The sequence below is a fragment of the Marichromatium gracile genome (assembly GCF_004343155.1).
Lineage (GTDB): Bacteria > Pseudomonadota > Gammaproteobacteria > Chromatiales > Chromatiaceae > Marichromatium > Marichromatium gracile.
Genome location: NZ_SMDC01000002.1, coordinates 137549 through 155580, shown reverse-complemented (window position 1 = coordinate 155580; position 18032 = coordinate 137549). Strand labels below are relative to the sequence as shown.

The following is an 18032-nucleotide window of genomic DNA, read 5'->3' as shown; positions in this document are numbered from 1 at the left end:
CGCCGCTCAGTCGGCCACCGGCAGGGCGACGAACAGCGCCGCACCGTCGCGCTCGAGGCGCACCACCACCGATTCGCGCCCGGCCTCGAGCGCAGTCTCCAGGGCCGCGCGCAGCGCCGCCGGCGAGTCGACCGGCGCGTTGCCGAACATCGAGATCAAGGCCCCGGGTCGCACCCCGGCACGCGCCGCAGGTCCTCCCGGCACCACCTCGCTCACCACCACCCCGGCACGCTCGGGGCCGATGCCGAGCTCGGCGCGCAGCTCCGGGCTCAGTGCCCGGACCCGCAGCCCCAGGTGCTCGAGTTCGAGCGGCGCGCCCGGCGCGGCCGTGGCCACCTGCGGGTTCGAGGCGGGCATCCGCCCGATCTCGACATCGAGGCGCTGGCGGCGCCCCTCGCGCCACACCTCCAGTTCGAGGGTGCTGCCCGCCGGGGTCGCCGCCACCAGCCGGGGCAGGTCGCGATAGTCCGTGATCGGCGTACCGCCGGCGCTGAGGATCAGGTCGCCGGCGCGCAGCGCGCTCGCCGCCGCCGGCGTACCCTCGAGCACCTCGGCCACCAGCACGCCATCGTCCGCCGCGCGCCCGAGCGCGGCGGCCAACTCCGGGGTCACCGCCTGGATCCGCACCCCGAGCCAGCCGCGCTCGACATGACCCTTGTCGCGCAGATCGTCGACCACTCGACGCACCATCTCGGCGGGGATGGCGAAGCCGATGCCGACGTTGCCCCCGGAGGGCGAGTAGATCGCGGTGTTGACCCCGATCACCCGGCCGCCGGCATCGAACAACGGACCGCCGGAGTTGCCGCGGTTGATCGCCGCGTCGATCTGCAGATAGTCGTCATAGGGGCCGGAGTGGATATCACGCCCGCGCGCCGAGATGATCCCGGCATTGACCGAGCCGCCGAGCCCGAAGGGGTTGCCCACCGCCAGCACCCAGTCGCCGACGCGCGCCTGCGCCGAATCGCCCAGCTCGACATGGGGCAGCGGCCCGTCGGTCTCGATCTTGAGCAGCGCCAGATCGGTCTTGTCGTCGCGCCCCACCACCCGGGCCTCGTGGCTGCTGCCGTCGTTGAGCACCACGGTGACCTCGGTGGCACCGTCGATGACATGATTGTTGGTGACGATATGACCCTCGGGGTCGATCAGGAAACCCGAGCCCTGACCGCGCACCCGGCGCGGCTGGGCGAGCCCGGGGGACTCGAAGAAGCGCCGGAAGAACTCCGGCACCGGCATCTCCTCGGGCCACTGCGGCAGCCCCTGCAGCCGCGTGCCGGTTTCGGCGACCACGGTGACGTTGACCACCGCCGGGACCACCCGCTCGGCGACATCGGCAAAGCTCGGCAGGCCCTGCACGGCGGCGGGGCCGGCCAGCGCCGGCGTCACGGCGAGCGTCGTCGCACCACCACCGAGCAGCGCTATGCTCAAGGCCACGGCGAGCGCACCGCGTCTGATCGGGACCTGTGGATCGCTGATTGCACGCATACCTGTCGACTCCTCCTCAATACCGCTGCCGGCCCGTCCCGTAACAGGTACCGGGACCTCACCGACGAGACTGGATGGTTCGACGATGAGTATCGCCAGGGTCGCCTTGCCAGCGCCTTGCGACAAGATTAACGATCGTTAAGGAAGCAGCGCCCGGCCCCTCTTGAGACCGCCCAGGGCGTGCCCTGGCGGCAAGAGGCGGGGACCGCCCGATGCCGACCACCCTTGCGTCGACGAGGTTTCGCACCAATCCTTGCACTGCACCCGGGACATGGGGACACAGCGCCCGGATCATGCTCACCGACACCAAAGGAGATCGCTTCACGATGAAGATCAGACCCGCCAGCCTGACCCTCGCCTCGGCCATTGCACTCGCCTCCGCCGGCCTCTCTCCGGTCGCGCTGGCCGAGCTGCGCGACGTGCCGGTGACCGGCGCCGCGGTCACCACCGAGCTGACCGGCACCGTCGAGGTGGTCAATCTCGACAAGCGCATGCTCACCATCCGCACCCCCGAGGGCGAGTTCGTGGTACTGCACGTCCCCGACGAGGTGACCCGGCTCGACGAGGTCAAGATCGGCAACACCCTCAACGTCAGCAAGACCGAGGCGGTGCTGATCGACCTGCAGAAGGGCTCGGACGCCGGCACCGTCGGCATGACCAAGGAGCGCGAGGTGGCGCGCGACCCGGGCGCCAAGCCCGCCGGCGCCATCGTCGACACCCTCACCCTCTACGGCAAGATCGAGGCGGTCGACCGCGAGGCCTCGACCGTCACCGTACGCGGCCCCAACCGCACCCTGGTGTTCACCGTCGAGGACCAGGCGCTGCTCGATAGCGTCGCCCCGGGCGACGGGGTGGTGGCCACCTATATCACCGCCATCGACGGCTTCGTCACCTTCGAATGATCCCACAGCCGGGGCGCCGCCCCGGCCCCGAACTCAGCCAGCGCCCTGCTGCATCCGCTCCAGGGCGCTGAGGATCGCCGCCGAGTCGAGCTCACCGCCGTCGGCGGCGAGCAGCGTCTCGAGATGGGCGGCGACCTGTGCGGCCAGCGGCAGCTCGAGCCCCTGCTCGCGCGCCCCCTCCTCGACCAGACGCATGTCCTTGCGGTGCAGCCGCGCCTTGAAGCCGGGCCGGTAGTCGCCATCGAGCATGCGCTGGCCGTGCAGCTCGAGCACCCGACTGGCGGCGAAGCCGCCGAGCAGCGCCTCGCGCACCCGCGCCGCGTCCACCCCCGAGGCACGCGCCAGCAGCAGCGCCTCGGCCACCGCGGCGATGGTGCCGCCGACCACCACCTGATTGCACGCCTTGCACACCTGTCCGGCGCCATGCTCGCCGATATGGACGATGTTGGTGCCCAGCACCTCGAACAGCGGGCGCACCCGCGCGAACACCTCCGGGTCGCCGCCGACCATGATCGACAGCCGCCCCTCGCGCGCGCCGACGTCGCCCCCCGAGACCGGGGCGTCGAGCATCGCCACCCCGCGCCCGGCCAGCCGCGCGGCGATGGCGCGGGTGGCCGAGGCCGAGATGGTGCTCATGTCGACCACCACGCTCCCCGGTCGCGCCCCCTCGATCACCCCGTCGGGGCCGAGCAGTACCTGCTCGACATCCTCGGTGTCGGAGACGATGGTGAACACCACGTCGACCGCGCGCGCCAGCGCCGCCGGGCTCGCACAGACCTCGGCGCCGGCCTCGCGCAACGGCGCCAGCGCCGTCTCGCGACGCGCATACACCGCCAGCCGGTGACCGGCGCGCAACAGGTTCAGCGCCATCGGCGCACCCATCAGGCCGAGGCCGATGAATCCAATCCGCTCTGTCATCTCTCAGGGGTCTCCTCGGGGGGCGCCGGGTCGAGCAGCTCCAGCCAGTGCACCACCGCCACCGAGGCGCCGGCGGCGAGCTGGAGCTGGCAGCCGACGTTGGCGGTGGCGATGAGCGCGGGCCGGCCGCCCTCCAGGGCGCCGAGCTTGTTCTCCAGCAGGCGGCGCGAGAGCACCGGCTGGGTGATCGAATAGGTCCCGGCCGAACCGCAGCACAGGTGCGCCTCGGGCACCGCGGTGAGGGTGAAGCCGAGACGCTCGAGCACCCCCTCGACCACGCCGTCGAGCCGCAGCACGTGCTGTTGGCTACAGGGCGCGTGATAGGCCACCCGCCGCCCGGCACCGGGCCGACCCAACGCGGTCAGGTCGGCGGCGGCGAGCACCTCGGCCGGGTCGCGGGCGAGCGCGGCGACCCGCGCCGCCCGCCCGGCATAGTCCGGGTCGTCGGCCAACGCCTCGCCGTACTCGCGCACCATGCTCGCACAACCGCTGGCGGTCACCAGGATCGCCTCGCAGCCGGCCTCGATCTCCGGCCACCAGGCGTCGATCGCCCGGCGCATCCGCGCCCGCCCGCCGGCCTGATCGTCGAGATGATACGCCAGCGCACCGCAACAGCCCGCCGCGGGCGCACGCACCAGCTCGATGCCGAGACGCGCGAACACCCGCGCCGCGGCGGCGTTGGTGCGCGGGGTCGCGCCCCCCTGCACGCAACCATCGAGCACCAGCATCCGCCGCCCCAGGCCGCGCGAGGCCGGCGCCGCACCCGGCGCGACCCGCGGCGGGATCCGCGCGGCCAGTCGCGCCGGCAACAACGGGCGCGCCAGCCGCCCGAGGGCGAGCAGCGCGCGCACCCGCCCCGCCCCCGAGAGACCGAGCACCAACGCCCGCCGCAGCAGACGCTGGCGCCAGGGGCGGCGCACCTGGGCGGCGACCAGTCCCCGCCCGATCTCGGCCAGCCGCGCATAACGCACCCCCGAGGGACAGGTGCGCTCGCAGGCGCGACAGCCGAGACAGCGATCGAGATGGCGCTGCACCACGGCGGTGGCCGGCGCGCCCTCCATCACCCGCTTGATCTGGTAGATGCGCCCGCGCGGCCCGTCGAGTTCGTCGCCGAGCAACTGATAGGTCGGACAGGTGGCGGTACAGAAGCCACAGTGGACGCAGGCACGGAGGATGGCATCGGCCTCGCGACCGGCGGCGGTGTCGAGCAGCTCGGGGAGCAGATCGGTACGCATGCGGACTCCGGGTCAAGGCGGCGGCGCCCCGCTAGAACTCGGCATGGAAGCGCCCCGGATTGAGGATGCCGTGGGGATCGAAGGCCTGCTTGAGGTTGCGATGCAAGGCGAGCAGTGACGGCGACAGCGGGGTGAAGGGGGAGCGCATCGCCTCGCCGCCGCGAAAACAGGTCGCGTGCCCGCCGAGCCGCGCGGCCTCGGCGCGCACCACCTCCGCGGGGTGGGCCGCGCGCAGCCAGCGCTGCGCCCCACCCCACTCGATCAGCTGGGGGGCGTCGAGCGCCAGCGCCGGGGCGTGCGGCGGCAGCGAGAGCCGCCACAGCGGCGCGCCCGGCGCGGTGAAGAAGGGGTGGCGCTGCTCGCGGATCAGCGTGTCCCAGAAGTCCTCGGCCCGCTCCGGCTCGACGCGCTCGCCACCGATCCCGGCGGCGGCGGGCGCGAGCGCGCGCTCGGCTCCGGAGAGTCGCAGCCACAGCCGCTCGCCGTCGTGACAGCTCGCGCTCAACGGCAACGGCCGACGCGCCAGCGCGCGCAGCCGGGCGAGCGCCTCGTCACCGTCGCAGTCGAGCACCTGGGTGCGCACCGCCTCGGGGCGCGGCAGCACCTTGAGGCTGATGTCGAGAAGGATGCCGAGGGTGCCGAAGGCGCCGGTCATCAGCCGGGCGATGTCGTAACCGGCGACGTTCTTCATCACCGCGCCGCCGAAGCGCAGCACCTCGCCGCGCCCGGTGAGCACCCGCGCGCCGAGCACCAGATCGCGCGCCGCCCCGGCATGGGGGCGCGCCGGCCCTGAGAGGCCACAGGCGATGGTGCCGCCGAGGGTGGCGCCGGGGCCGAAGTGCGGCGGCTCGAAGGGGAGACACTGCCCGGCCTCGGCGAGCGCCGTCTCGATCTCACGCAGCGGGGTGCCGGCGCGGGCGGTGAGGGTGAGTTCGCGCGGCTGGTGGTCGAGGATGCCGCGATGCCCGGCGAGCGCGAGCGGACGGCCCGCGCAGCGCCGACCAAGAAAGTCCTTGGTGCCGCCGCCACGCAGACACAGCGGCGTGGTGGCGGCGATCGCCGCAGTCACGCTGGCGCACAGCTCGGCGGTCAGGTCCTGGCTCATCCGGGGGCCTCGCGCATCCCTGGTCGTCGTCGCGACGAGCGACGATGGGATCGGGCGCGTTGACCGCACCCGATCGACGATGCCCCCTTAGATCAGGCCGGATTCACCGATCGCAATGCCAGGCGGATGATCTCCTCGGAGGTCTTGGCGCCGTCGTCGGCGGCGCGCGCCATGCGCGTCGCATCGGCCGGACGGAAGCCGAGCGCGACCAGGGCGCTGACCGCATCGGCGAGCGCCTGGTCGGTACCGGGAGCGCTCTCGCCCGCAGCCCCGGCGAGGGCCGGGGTGAGGGTCGCCTCGAGCCGATCGCGCATCTCCACCACCAGGCGCTGGGCGGTCTTCTTGCCGATCCCGGGGAGTTTGGTGAGGGCGGCGACGTCCTCGTACTCGACACACTGGGCGAAGCGCGCCGCGTCCATCCCCGAGAGGATCGCCAGCGCCATCCGCGCGCCCACCCCGGTGACCTTGAGCAGGTTGCGAAACAGTGCACGGTCCGACTCGCGGATGAAGCCGTAGAGCACCTGGGCGTCCTCGCGCACCGCCAGATGGGTGATCAGGGTGACCGTCTCGCCCACCGCCGGCAGCTCGTAGAAGGTCGACATCGGCGCCTCGAGTTCATAGCCGACGCCACCGACGTCGAGCATCAGCCGAGGCGGCTGCTTGTGGACCAGCTGTCCACGCAAACGTCCGATCATGGGTTCAGGGTCTCCAGTCGCGCCAGGAGGCGGCCATGCGCTTGCGCCCGGGGATGCCCATCGAGTGGGCGTGACAGAGCGCGATGGCGAGCGCGTCGGCCTCGTCCTCGCCGGGCGGGGTGTCCATGGTCAGCAGGATCTGCACCATGTGCTGGACCTGCGACTTCTGCGCCCCGCCGGTGCCGACCACCGCCAGCTTGACCGACTTGGGGCTGTATTCGTGCACCGACAGCTCGCCGCGCAGCGCCGCGCACAGCGCAGCACCGCGCGCCTGACCGAGCTTGAGCGCGGCGCTGGGGTCACGGGCGAAGATCAGCTGCTCGACGGCCAGCTCGTGCGGACGGTGATCGAGCACCAGCTGCTCGACCTCGTCGAAGATCAGCCGCAGCCGGTCCGGCCAGGGGGCCTTGTCGACGCGGATACAGCCACTGGCCACGCGGCGGCTGTGATGACCGTCGGTGTCGATGATGCCGTAGCCGGTGAAGCGCGAGCCCGGATCGATACCGAGGATACGGTGCGCCAGGCGTGGCGGGGCCGAGCGGGGGGCACGGGCCATCGCGTCAGCGCCCCCGGACGCGTGCCGGATCAGGCATCGAGCGCCGCCATGATCTCGTCGGCGATGTCGGCGTTGTGATAGACCTCCTGGACGTCGTCGAGGTCCTCGAGCGCGTCGATCATCTTCAACAGCTTCTCGGCGGTGTCGCGGTCGAGTTCGGCGGAGGTCGAGGCGTTGAAGGTGACCTCGGCGGCCTCGGTGTCGAAACCGGCGGCGATCAGCGCATCCTTGACCTCGGAGAAGGCCTCGGGGGTGGTGATCACGTCGAGCGAGGTGTCGTCGTTGGTGACCACGTCATCGGCGCCGGCCTCGATGGCCGCCTCCATCACCGCATCCTCGTCGCTCCCGGGCTGGAAGCTGATGATCCCCTGCTTGGTGAACAGATAGGCCACCGAGCCGTCGGTGCCGAGGTTGCCGCCGTGCTTGGTGAAGGCGTGACGGACCTCGGAGGCGGTGCGGTTGCGGTTGTCGGACATGCAGTCGACCATCACCGCCACGCCGCCCGGGCCATAGCCCTCGTAGCGGATCTCCTCGTAGTTGTCGCCCTCGGTGCCGCCGGCGCCGCGCTTGATCGCACGCTCGACGGTGTCGCGCGGCATGTTGGCGCCGAAGGCCTTGTCCATCGCCAGACGCAGCCGCGGGTTGGCCGCCGGATCACCGCCCCCCTCACGCGCCGCGACCGTGACCTCGCGGATCAGTTTGGTCCAGATCTTGCCACGACGCTTGTCCTGCGCGGCCTTGCGATGCTTGATATTGGCCCACTTACTATGACCTGCCATCGATTGGGTTGCTCCTGAAGCTGAATACTGGGCCGATATTCTAACATTCTGCGCCGATCGGACGTTAAGCGCCCCTCTGCGAGGCCCTGTTCGAGTGCCGCACGAAGAACGGGAATCACCCCGCCACACAGGCACGAATCGTGCACGATAAAACATTTTTGACTTAGCTATACTCGGACGCGCAACCAGCTGGCCGCGGCCAGCGCGGCGGGGTCATGCGCCTCCGCTCGAAACATGGCTCACGACCTTGCGGGGTCGAGGCCCTGACTCGTTGCTTGCCGACAAAGAGAGCGAGGGCAATCAGATCCTTGCCACAGGATGACGTGATGCACGCACGCCGGAATCAGACAGACGACCCTTCGTCGTTCTCCCCTGCCGGGTCATTCCCAGCCCACGCTCCCATGCCTCATGCCCGTCTCTCGCCAGACGTGCGACTCAACGCCAGGAAGGCCCCGCTCGTCACCGCAGCGGGTACACGTCATCTGCTGCCGGACGACTGACGCACCGTCCGAAGGATGCCGGACCGGGTCTCCCCGGCCATTCCCAACAACGATAACGACAGCGAGAACGAAGATGTCGGGTTCCAGATCCTCGATGCGCGGCTTCACCCTGGTGGAGATGTCGCTGGTGCTGGTGGTGATCGGGCTGATCCTCGGCGCCGTATCCATCGGGCGCGACATGCAGCGCAGCGCCGAGTACGTGAAGATCAAGCAGAAGTTCGTCGACCAGTGGGTCTCGGCCTACAACAACCACTACTCGCGCACCGGGGTGGTGGTCGGCGACGACCAGACCGCGCCGCGCTATATGGTCAATGGCGCCAAGTACAACAGCGGCGCGACCTCGGGCTCGACGATCTCGGGCGGCGACATGTCGGGCGTCACCGCCCCTGGCGCCATCTGCGAGGGTGCGCGCCCGACCACCCAGGCCGCGGCCGGCGCCGGACAGGCCGCCGACAACAACGTCTCGCTGCACCAGCAGATGCTGCGCCACGGTATCCAGCTCCCACCCGGTCGTGCCGAGGGCTTCGAGGATCGCTACGTCTATCTCGACACCAACGGCAACCCGCAGGAGATCCAGGTCTGCTTCCAGTGGAACCCGCCCGGTGCCGCCAGCGGCGAGCCCTCGGGCAACGTCATGGTGATCACCGGACTGACCCCGGACCTGGCGCGCGCGCTCGACCAGATGATCGACGGTAAGGCCGACGCCCGCGAAGGGGTGTTCCGCCAGGAGAACATCGGCGCACGCACTGAAGGCTCGCGGGTACCGCAGAGCGAGTGGCAGGGCAACAACACCTTCGAGATCGCCGCCGCGAACCCCGACGGGGTCAGCGAGGGCGACCGCGAGGACGAGGATCAGGTGATGACCCTGGTCGCCCACTACAAGATGAACCAGTGACGCGTCCCGGCGTACCTCGGTGGAGTAACGCAATGCAGCAGCGCACCCCCGCCGCCCGTCGCGCACAGGGCGGCTTCACCCTGGTCGAGCTGACCGTGGTGCTGGTGGTCATCGGCATGATCCTCGGCGGCATCGCCATCTCCAAGGACATCGTCCGCGAGGCCCAGTCGAAACGCATCTTCCAGTTCGTCAGCGGCTGGAAGCGCGCCTACGACATCCACTTCCAGCGCACCGGCGTGGTGGTCGGCGACAGCCAGATCGCCCCGACCTACATGGTCAGCGGCGCCGACGCCCGACTCAACAACCGCTACGGCCAGGTCGCCGGTATCCCCGCCAACTACAGCCGCACCGGCCAGCGGCTGTGTCATGGGCAGGGCTACCCGGCCAACTCGGTCGGGCTCGGCGACCCCGCCGCACTCTCCGAGCAGAACCTCCACCACCTGATGGAGCGCGCCGGCATCGCCATGCCGGCCGGACGCGCCGAGGGGCAGGAGGATCGTTATCTCTACACCGACAGCAACGGCAACCCGGTGGAGCTGCAGATCTGCTTCCAGTGGAACCCCGACACCACCGCCAGCGGCTCGGGCAACGTGATGGTGCTGCGCGGGCTCACCCCGGATCTGGCGCGCAGCCTCGACCAGATGATCGACGGCGCGCCGGACGCGCGCGAGGGCCGCTTCCGCGAGCAGACCACCCTGAGCAACCATGCCCAGACCAATGTCCGCGAGCCCGGCTACGAATGGGGCGGCAACAACACCTTCCGTCGTGACAGCGGCCTCAACGCCACCGCCGAGGACATCGGCGAGAACCGTGACGAGGATGCGGTGATGCTGCTGACCGCGCACTGGCGGATGGACCAATGATCCGCGGCTCGATCAACGGCACCACCCAGGCCGCCTTCACCCTCGGCGCGGCCCTGCTGCTGGCAGCCGGCTCCTGGTACGCGAGCGACGCCCAGCAGCGACTGCAACAGGCCAGATACGATTACCAGAGCGCAAGCCAGACACTCTCCAGCGCCGCCGGCGGACTGGCCACGCTGGAGCGCTGGACGCAGGCGGCTGCCGGCTTCGAGCGCTGGCGCCCGATGATCGAGGCGCAGTCACTGCGCCGCGCCGACTGGAGCGAGCGCCAGTTGCGGGTAGAGAGCCGGATGCTCTCACGCCAGCAGGTCGACGCCTATCTGCTGAGCACCGCGCCCGACGCCGACGGCTTCTTCATCACCGACGCGCTGAGTATCCGCGCCAATGGTGGCGAGCCGGGGCTGTTCACCCAGGATCAGGACGACGACGGCCCCCAGGCGCTGCAGTTCACCCTGCTCGGCACCTACTACTCCCGCTAACCCCGACCAGGAGTCCGCCGTCATCAACTGGACCAAGGCAATCGATCTCGGTGGCCGCGCACTGCGCATCGCCGGCGATCGGGCACAGCCACTCGACCTCGACGCCCCGCCGACCGCCCCGCTGTGGCTGCTCACCGACTACCAGGGCGCCGCCTTCGGGGTGATGCTGGTCAACAGCCGGGTCGCCGACATCGCACCGATCATCGAGAAGCGCCTGCGAGATCAAGGCGAGATCGACGCCTATTCGCGGGTGATCGTCCATCAGCGCACCCGTCTGCGCGATGCCTACCGGGTGTTCTACACCGTGGTGCCGCTCGATGTCTGGACCCGCTACCAGAAGCGCGTCAAGACCAGCGACCAGCATCAGGTGCTGATCCCGCTGGGCGCGGCGATGCTCGCCTGGGCGCTGAGACGCGGGCGCGCGAGCCATCTGCTGGTGCTGCTCCAGCCCGACGACATCAGCTTCATGGTGGTGATCGACAAACAGGTGATGCTCGCCGAGCGCATGCCGGTGCTCGCCGGCTCCGACCCGACCCTGGTCGCCGAGCGGCTCTATCGCCAGCTCAACGACCAGGGCTTCGGTCGCGCCTATCCGCTGCCTCCCCACGCCACCCTGATCGGTCACGGCGAATTCACCGAGGAGACCGGGACGCGGCTGCTCGACGCGCTGCAGCGACGCTTCCCGGGGATGGACTGGGGCCGCCTGGATACTGCCTGCACCATCGATCACGACCCCGACTTCCAGAGCGCGCTGCCGGCGCTGCTCGAGACCAGCAGCGAGGCGATCGCCGATGCCACCCCGGCGCAGCGCGCGCAACTGTTGCTGCTGTCGCTGCTGCCGTGGATGGGGCTGAGCTTCCTGGTGCTGGCCGCGGCGCTCGCCTGGCAGGGGACGCGCTGGAGCGAACAGGCGCGGACGCTCGAGCAACGGCTCGCCGAGCAGCGCATCGCCGTCGCCGACCTCGACGAGGTCGAGGCGCGACTGCAGCGCACCCACCAGGGCTCGATCGCCACCGCCGAGCAGGCCGCCGACGTGCTCGCGCTGCTCGAGCTGCAGTCGCTGCGCGATCGCGTCCCGCCGCTGCCGCGGCTGGTCCGCGATGTCCAGCGCAGCCTCCCCGAGGGGCTGGCACTGCAGGAGCTCTCGGTGGTGGTCGAGGACGGCGTGGCGATGGTGGTGCTCACCGGAAGCAGCGCGGCCTTCTACCCGACCATGGAGAAGGAGCGTCACCTGGTCGAGGCGCTCGGCCAGCGTGGCTATCGGGTCGTCGACCAGACGATCCAGGCCGGCAACAGCGGCGAGAACACCTTCAGCCTCGCCGCGATCTGGCGCGGCGCGCGCGGAGAGGACAGCGACGACACGCCGGCGACAACGGGGGCACGACCATGAACAAGCCCACCACCCGAGTCTTCATCGGGCTGATCGGCGCCGCGCTGGTGGCGGCGATCGTGCCGCACCTCGACCACTCGCGCCAGGCGTTCATCCAGCGCGGCTCGGCGCAGCAGCTCGCGCGCATGGAGCGTGAACTCGCCGCACACCTGCGACTGCTCGAGCAACTCGAGGCGCGGCTCGCCGCAACCGGCCTGACCCCGCCCCCGGCGGCGACCACGCAAGCCCTGCTGGCGAGCCCGGGGTCGCGATCGCAGCCCCCGGCGCCACGGCTCGGCGACAGCGCCACCCTCGCCGCCGCGGGCACCAGCGAGCGCTCCAGGCTACTGACGAGCGAGACCACCGCACGCCCCGCCAGCCGCACCATGACGCCGCCACTGCCCGAGGATGTCGAGCCCTGGTGGCTGGACTACGAGGTCGGGCTGATCTACGCCGCGCGACACAACAGCCATGCACTGGTCAATGGCCGGCTGCTCGCCCCGGGCGAGGCGGTCGACGCGCGGGTGCGGCTCGTCGCCATCGAGTCGGCGGCGGTGTGGCTCGATCGCGACGGCCAGCGCCGGCGCATCGAGCTGCGCCTGGCCGAGGAGATGCTGACCCGCCCGGCGATCGCGCCGGACGCGGAGGTGCGATGATCGACCGGCCACCGCGCCGCCCGATCCGGGGGCGCGCATGAACAGTACCTATCAGTGGTCCCGACTGGCACTGGCGATCGTGCTCGGTGTGGCCACCGGCCTCGCGCTGTGGTGGATCTTCACCCCACCGCGCGACCTCGAGGCGCTCGAGGCGCTCCATCGCGCACCGCCACCGGCGATCGCGGTGGTGCCGCCGCGCGCGCCTGAGACGGTGGTGAGGCGGATCCCCGAACCACCCCCGCCGCCGCCCCTGCCCGAGGACGCGCCGCCGCAGCTCGAGGCGCTGATGGCGCGCTATCGCGCGCTCAGCGACGCCGGGCGCCAGGCACAGCAGACCCAGCAACAGGCGGCCAGTCTCGCGGACGACCCGGCGATCGGACAGCCGACCACGACGACGAGCACACCGCCTGCCACCGCGCGCCCCGCAACGCCGGACGATGACACCGAGACACGGGTGGCGAGGCTGCGCGACGAACTCATCGCCTACAGTCAGCGCGGACTCTCGGGCGAGCCCCCGGCGCTCGGCGAGCTCGCCGGGATGATCGAGGCGCTCGACGACGGTCTGCGCGAGCGGGGGCGCGACAGCGTGCTCGACCTCGCGGCGCTGGCCGGGATACTGCGCACCTCCGAGCGCATGGTCGAGCTCAACGGACTGATCCAACGCGAGGCGGCCCGCGGCGAGCAGGCCGACATCGCGCGGCTGCGCCAGTACACCAGCGAGCTCGAATCCCTGGCCCCACAGCTCAACCGCCCGGTGGTCGATCTCTCGTCGCTACGGAGCCGGGACCATGACTAGCCCGCACCGCAACCGCGGTCTCTCCACCCTGGAGATGGCCTTCGTGCTGGTGATCACCGGGCTGCTGGTGGCGATCAGCGTCGGGCGCGCCTCGCTGCCGAGCTATCCGCGCGACGGCAGCGACGCCCAGGCGCTCGCCGCGCTGCAGCGCGAGGTCTTCGACGCCGTGCTTGAATACGCGCGGCGCTATCACCGCCTGCCCTGCGCCGATGGCAACATCGGCGCTGGGCTCGACCCCGACGGGCGCGAGGGCGCGGGCGAGCTCGGTTGCGGCGACGTCTCCGCCAACCGGCTCGGCCATGTCCCCTTCCGCACCCTCGGGCTGGATGCCCCCAGCGCCGATGAGACCCGGCTCTACACCCGACTGCGTTACGCCGTCTATCGCAGTGGCGCGGTCGACCTGACCAGCGCCCAGCCGCCGTCGTGGCAACAGGACGCCGCCCCGCGCATGCTCCCCGGCGACGGCCCCTATGCCGGACGCGGCGCCTTCCTGCGCGCACTGCGCCTCGCCGCCGCCCAGCCGCGCGACGACACCAACCCCTACCTGACCGGTGACGACGGCCCGCTGGGCACGCTCGACTGTGTCGGCAACAAGCGGCCCAACGTCGCCTTCCTGGTGCTCAGCGCCGGGACGCGCGACGCCGACCTCGACGGTGATCTGTTCGACGGCCCGCACACCCCGCTGACCATCAACTCGCGCTGCTTCGCCGCCCCCGGCACCCCGACGACCGAACACTATGACGACACCGTGATCGCGATCGGCTTCGACCGGCTGGCCGGCGAGCTGCTGACGGTGGGGCGTCGCTGACCCGGTCCAAGAGACCCCGCAACGAATCGTTCTGCCCTGGAAAACCATGCACATGATCAACAACACGGCGCCCCTGATCGCCCTCGCGCTCATCCTCCTCACCGGCTGCTCCGGGCCGGCCAAGGTCGACCTCGACCGCACCGTCGACATCGACGAGGAGTCCCAGCGCGCACTGCAGGAGCGCCTGGTGGCCGAGTCGCGCAAGCTCAGCACCTTGCAGCGTGCGCTGCAGGAGCGGGTCGAGGAGCGCTCGGTCGCCCCGCCGCCGCAACCGATCGCACCGCGCTACAACCCGCTCGACGCCATCCGCGTGACCCTGGTGGTCGAGGACACCGACGCGCGCAGCATCCTCCAGGCGGTGGCGCGCCAGGCCGAGCTCAGCCTGGCGCTGCCCGACTCGCTCGGCAGCCAGCCGCGCTATCTCACCCTGGAGCTGCGCGACATGCCCGCCTCCAAGGTGCTGCAGGTGGTGCTCGACAAGATCGACATGTCGGCGCGGATCAACGACCGCTTGATCGAGGTCTACGAGCACGAGAGCCGGGTGTTCCACCTCGGCTTCCTGCAGACCGTCTCGACGGCCAGCTTCAACGCCGGCGGCGACGTCTTCGGCGCCAGCGCCATGAACGACATCGGCAGCAGCAGCAACAGCGGCAGCAGCGGCTCCTCGGGGATCACCAGCAGCTTCCAGCTCGACGGGCGCAATACCAACACCGCCGACCCCTACGACCAGATCGAGGCGATGCTCGGGGTGATCCTCGGCACCACCCCCGGCGTCGTCGACCCGGCCACCGCCCAGGGGTCGAACTACACCCTCAACCGCAACACCGGGGTGCTCTTCGTCCGCGCCCGCCCCTCACAGCTCGAGGCCATCGACGACCTGATCTCGCGCTACAAGCGGGTGATGCAGCGTCAGGTGCTGATCGAGGCGCAGCTGATCGATGTCGAACTCAGCGACAAGTTCCGCTTCGGCGTCAACTGGTCGCAGCTCGAGAGCAACATCGCCGCGCTCTACGGCCCCGAGGCCATCGGGCTCGGCTCGATCGACTCGGCCCTGCCCAACGAGGGCGGCATCGGACGCGCCATCACCATCCCCGGCACCAGCATCGGCGACAGCGGCAACCCGGGGCTGGGACTGGTCGCCGGCAACGACAACTACAGCGTCGCGGTCAACCTGCTGCGCACCTTCGGCAACGTCCACGTGCTCTCCAACCCCTCGCTGCGGGTCAAGAACACCCAGCCGGCGCTGGTCAGCGTCGGCAGCAACTCGAGCTTCCTCAAGGAGGTCTCGCGCACCTCGCTGGGCACCGCCGACAACCCCGAGAGCACCTGGGAGACCAAGACCGGCAACGTCTTCGACGGCGTACTGCTCGGGGTCATCCCCTTCATCGCCGACGACGGCACCATCAGCCTGGTGATCAACCCGATGCAGACCCAGGTCGAGCCGGGCAGCACCGACCCCGTCGACATCGGCAACGACCAGTCGATCTCGCTGCCCAAGGTCAGCTTCAAGGGCATGACCACCTCGCTGAACATGCGCGACGGCGACCTGGTGATCCTCGGCGGCATGATCAGCGAGACCGGCAGCCGCTCGAAGGACGGCATCCCGCCGTTCACCGAGATCCCCGGGGTCGAGTATCTGTTCGGCGGGCGCGGTCACTCCACCACCGCCCGCGAGCTGGTCATCGCGCTGCGCGTCACCCTGCTGTGAGCCTGATCTTCACCAGTCTGCGCGCACGCGAGGCCCCGCACCTGAGCGCCCTGGGCGATACCGCACGGCGCCGACACGGCTGGCCGCTCGGCATCGCCGGCGGAGCGCTGGTCGGCGCCGGCGTACTGCTGTGGCCACTGGCCGGCAGCCAACCGACAGGCCCCGAGCCACCGCCGTCACTGGCGATCGCGACCCCGGCGCCGGCACCGTCGACGGAGACGCACGCGTCGCGCGGACCGTCCCCCGCGCCCCCGGCGGCGCCCGAGCAGACGCCGGCGATCGACTCCGTGCCGACGCCGGACAGCGGGACGATCGAGTCACCGCTGTTCGACGCGCCCGATCCGGCGCTGCTGGCGATGCGCCAGATCGCCGCCGACTTCGCGCGCGCCTGCGCGGCCGATCGGCTCGACGAGGCCGACCAGCTGCTCGCCCAGGCCGAGGCGATGATCGGCCCGGACAGCCTGGCGGTGGTGCGCATGCGCGCTTTCCTGCAGCTGCGCCGCGGCGAGCTGGAGGCCGCGCGTCAGGCCTACCAGGAGGTGCTCGGCTACGACGCCGACGACCTCGAGGCCAACCTCAACCTCGCCGCCATCGACTGGCGCGAGGGCGCGCTCGCCGAGGCGAGACAGCGGGTCGCGCGTCTCTACAGCCGCCACCCGAACAACCCCGATGTCAGACAGCACCACGATGCCTACAGCCACTGAGCGCGATACCGTCCCCGGCGGGGCACCGCCCTATCTCGACGAGCTGGGACTGAGTCGCGACCCCTTCCCGGTGACGCCGACCGAGACCCGCTTCTTCCCCAGCCGGCGGACCTATCAGGGCTATCGCGAGCTGCTGCACCTGATCGAGCGACGCAAGGGCTTCATGCTGGTCACCGGCGAGGTCGGGATCGGCAAGACCACGCTGATGCGGCGGCTGATGCGCGAGCTCGAGGCCGCCGGCGAGCGGGTCGCGCTGATCCTCCACGGCGTCCCCCAGGAGCGCGAGCTGATCGCCGCGATCCACCGCGGCTTCGGGCTCGCCGAGCTGCCGCCGCCGCAGCTCGGTATCCAGCCCTACTTCGAGGCCCTGCACCACTTCTTCCGCGCCGAGCAGGCGGCCGGGCGCAACTGCGTGCTGATCCTCGACGACGCCCAGAACCTCGACGCCGCGACCCTCGAGCTGGTGCGCCAGCTCTCCAACCTCGAGACCAGCGACACCAAGCTGGTGCAGGTGGTACTGGTCGCCCAGCCCGAGATCCTCGGCCTGCTCGGGCGCTTCGAGATGCGACCGCTCAACAGCCGCATCACCCTGCACGTCCATCTCGCCCCGCTCAGCCGCGCCGAGACCCGGGGCTATGTGCTCAATCGGCTCGATCAGGCCGGCGCGGCCCAGCGCATCGGTCTCGATCGCGCGGCGCTGCGCCTGCTGCACCGGGCCAGCGGTGGTCTGCCCAGACGCATCAACCTGATCATGGATCGCTGTCTCTACGGTCTGCTCCACCAGCCGCGTCTGCGCATCGACCAACGACTGATGCGGCTGGCCGTCGCCGAGGCCGATACCGGGCTGCGGACCCTGCCGACGCGCACCACCAGCGCCCCGCGCTGGCGTCTCGCGCTGCTGCTGACACTGCTGCTCGCCGCGCTCGTCAGCCTCGGCTGGAGCCGTCAGCAACAACTCCGTCCCTGGCTGGAGACACAGCTCGCGGCGCTCGGCGCGCACCTGCCCAGCGCGGACGCCGGGGCGACGGCGCAACAGGGCGCCTCGACCGACGCGAGACCGACGGCCGACGCCGACGCCGACGCCGACGCCCCAATGAGCATGCGCGAACCTCCGACCAGCCCCGCCGACAGCGGCGCGCCGCCGAGCGCGCCCGCCGGCGCCGGCGCGACGGGCGCCGACCTCGCGACCCTGATGGCCGCCTACCCGAGGCTGTTCGGTCTCGACGACGGCGCCACCGATGAGCCTGACGACGGGGCGATGTGGGTCGCTTGGCGCAGCCGCGAGACGATCACCGAGAACTGTCAGGGACGGCCCGCGCTCGATCTCGGCGAGGGCGAGCGGCTGTCCTTCTATCGCACCGCGATTGCCGCCACCCAGCCGACCTTCGGCGAGCGCTCGCACGCCGCGCGCCTGCTCCAGGAGCGGCTCGCCGCGCTCGGCCACCTCGCGCCCGACGCCGTCGACGGCATCATGGGCAGCTCGACCCTGGCGGCGCTGCGCGCCTTCCAGTCCGCCCAGGGCCTGGCCGCGAGCGGGGTGGTCGATCCGCCGACCCGTTACCGGCTGAGCTGTCCCTCACCCTGA

18 protein-coding genes are annotated in these 18032 nt (G+C 71.0%); 11 read left to right on the top strand and 7 right to left on the bottom strand.

Going from position 1 to position 18032, the window contains the following annotated elements:
* Window positions 1-6: 6 nt before the first annotated feature.
* Window positions 7-1482 (bottom strand): Do family serine endopeptidase, encoded by a 1476-nt coding sequence (locus tag EDC29_RS03720; protein WP_132228624.1) that lies wholly within the window; start codon window positions 1480-1482, stop codon window positions 7-9.
* A gap of 326 nt (window positions 1483-1808) precedes the next feature.
* Here EDC29_RS03720 and EDC29_RS03715 point away from each other — a divergent pair, with 326 nt between their 5' ends.
* Window positions 1809-2384 (top strand): copper-binding protein, encoded by a 576-nt coding sequence (locus EDC29_RS03715; protein ID WP_132228622.1) that lies wholly within the window; start codon window positions 1809-1811, stop codon window positions 2382-2384.
* Window positions 2385-2417: 33 nt separating this feature from the next.
* Here the strand turns inward: EDC29_RS03715 and EDC29_RS03710 are convergent, their stop codons facing one another.
* The 6 genes from EDC29_RS03710 to EDC29_RS03685 form a co-directional block, all read right to left on the bottom strand.
* Window positions 2418-3302: an NAD(P)-dependent oxidoreductase gene (locus tag EDC29_RS03710; RefSeq protein WP_123142032.1), complete on the bottom strand. Its 885-nt coding sequence runs from the start codon at window positions 3300-3302 to the stop codon at window positions 2418-2420.
* The gene (gene glcF / locus EDC29_RS03705) at window positions 3299-4537 is read right to left on the bottom strand and encodes a glycolate oxidase subunit GlcF (RefSeq protein WP_132228620.1); all 1239 of its coding nucleotides are present in this window, start codon (window positions 4535-4537) and stop codon (window positions 3299-3301) included. Before glcF ends, EDC29_RS03710 begins: the two co-directional genes overlap by 4 nt.
* A 31-nt stretch (window positions 4538-4568) precedes the next feature.
* Entirely contained in the window at window positions 4569-5642 is a 1074-nt protein-coding gene (gene glcE / locus EDC29_RS03700; protein ID WP_132228618.1) for a glycolate oxidase subunit GlcE, read from the bottom strand.
* Window positions 5643-5734: 92 nt separating this feature from the next.
* Complete coding sequence (gene ruvA, locus EDC29_RS03695; RefSeq protein WP_123142029.1) at window positions 5735-6337, bottom strand: Holliday junction branch migration protein RuvA; 603 nt, start codon at window positions 6335-6337, stop codon at window positions 5735-5737.
* A gap of 4 nt (window positions 6338-6341) precedes the next feature.
* Window positions 6342-6893, bottom strand: coding sequence for a crossover junction endodeoxyribonuclease RuvC (ruvC, locus tag EDC29_RS03690; protein WP_123139986.1), 552 nt, complete (start codon window positions 6891-6893; stop codon window positions 6342-6344).
* A 29-nt stretch (window positions 6894-6922) separates the two neighbouring features.
* The gene (locus tag EDC29_RS03685; RefSeq protein ID WP_123139987.1) at window positions 6923-7672 is read right to left on the bottom strand and encodes a YebC/PmpR family DNA-binding transcriptional regulator; all 750 of its coding nucleotides are present in this window, start codon (window positions 7670-7672) and stop codon (window positions 6923-6925) included.
* Between the two features lie 573 nt (window positions 7673-8245).
* Between EDC29_RS03685 and EDC29_RS03680 the strand changes: the two genes are divergently transcribed.
* From EDC29_RS03680 to EDC29_RS03635, 10 genes are read left to right on the top strand one after another with little or no spacing between them, the layout of a single operon-like run.
* Window positions 8246-9067 (top strand): type II secretion system protein, encoded by an 822-nt coding sequence (locus tag EDC29_RS03680; RefSeq protein ID WP_132228616.1) that lies wholly within the window; start codon window positions 8246-8248, stop codon window positions 9065-9067.
* Window positions 9068-9099: 32 nt separating this feature from the next.
* Window positions 9100-9930 (top strand): prepilin-type N-terminal cleavage/methylation domain-containing protein, encoded by an 831-nt coding sequence (locus tag EDC29_RS03675; RefSeq protein WP_123139989.1) that lies wholly within the window; start codon window positions 9100-9102, stop codon window positions 9928-9930.
* Window positions 9927-10406 (top strand): hypothetical protein, encoded by a 480-nt coding sequence (locus EDC29_RS03670; protein ID WP_123139990.1) that lies wholly within the window; start codon window positions 9927-9929, stop codon window positions 10404-10406. Before EDC29_RS03675 ends, EDC29_RS03670 begins: the two co-directional genes overlap by 4 nt.
* Window positions 10312-11796: a hypothetical protein gene (locus EDC29_RS03665; RefSeq protein ID WP_132228614.1), complete on the top strand. Its 1485-nt coding sequence runs from the start codon at window positions 10312-10314 to the stop codon at window positions 11794-11796. The genes EDC29_RS03670 and EDC29_RS03665 overlap by 95 nt, the downstream gene beginning before the upstream one ends.
* Window positions 11793-12431: a hypothetical protein gene (locus tag EDC29_RS03660; RefSeq protein ID WP_123142026.1), complete on the top strand. Its 639-nt coding sequence runs from the start codon at window positions 11793-11795 to the stop codon at window positions 12429-12431. Before EDC29_RS03665 ends, EDC29_RS03660 begins: the two co-directional genes overlap by 4 nt.
* A 37-nt stretch (window positions 12432-12468) precedes the next feature.
* Complete coding sequence (locus tag EDC29_RS03655; protein WP_132228612.1) at window positions 12469-13227, top strand: hypothetical protein; 759 nt, start codon at window positions 12469-12471, stop codon at window positions 13225-13227.
* Window positions 13220-14035, top strand: a complete 816-nt coding sequence (locus EDC29_RS03650; RefSeq protein WP_132228610.1) for a pilus assembly FimT family protein — start codon at window positions 13220-13222, stop codon at window positions 14033-14035. Before EDC29_RS03655 ends, EDC29_RS03650 begins: the two co-directional genes overlap by 8 nt.
* A 52-nt stretch (window positions 14036-14087) precedes the next feature.
* Window positions 14088-15743 (top strand): pilus (MSHA type) biogenesis protein MshL, encoded by a 1656-nt coding sequence (gene mshL / locus EDC29_RS03645; RefSeq protein ID WP_132228608.1) that lies wholly within the window; start codon window positions 14088-14090, stop codon window positions 15741-15743.
* On the top strand, window positions 15740-16447 hold the full coding sequence (locus EDC29_RS03640; RefSeq protein WP_132228606.1) for a tetratricopeptide repeat protein: 708 nt from the start codon (window positions 15740-15742) through the stop codon (window positions 16445-16447). The genes mshL and EDC29_RS03640 overlap by 4 nt, the downstream gene beginning before the upstream one ends.
* On the top strand, window positions 16431-18032 hold the full coding sequence (locus EDC29_RS03635; RefSeq protein WP_165913430.1) for an ExeA family protein: 1602 nt from the start codon (window positions 16431-16433) through the stop codon (window positions 18030-18032). Before EDC29_RS03640 ends, EDC29_RS03635 begins: the two co-directional genes overlap by 17 nt.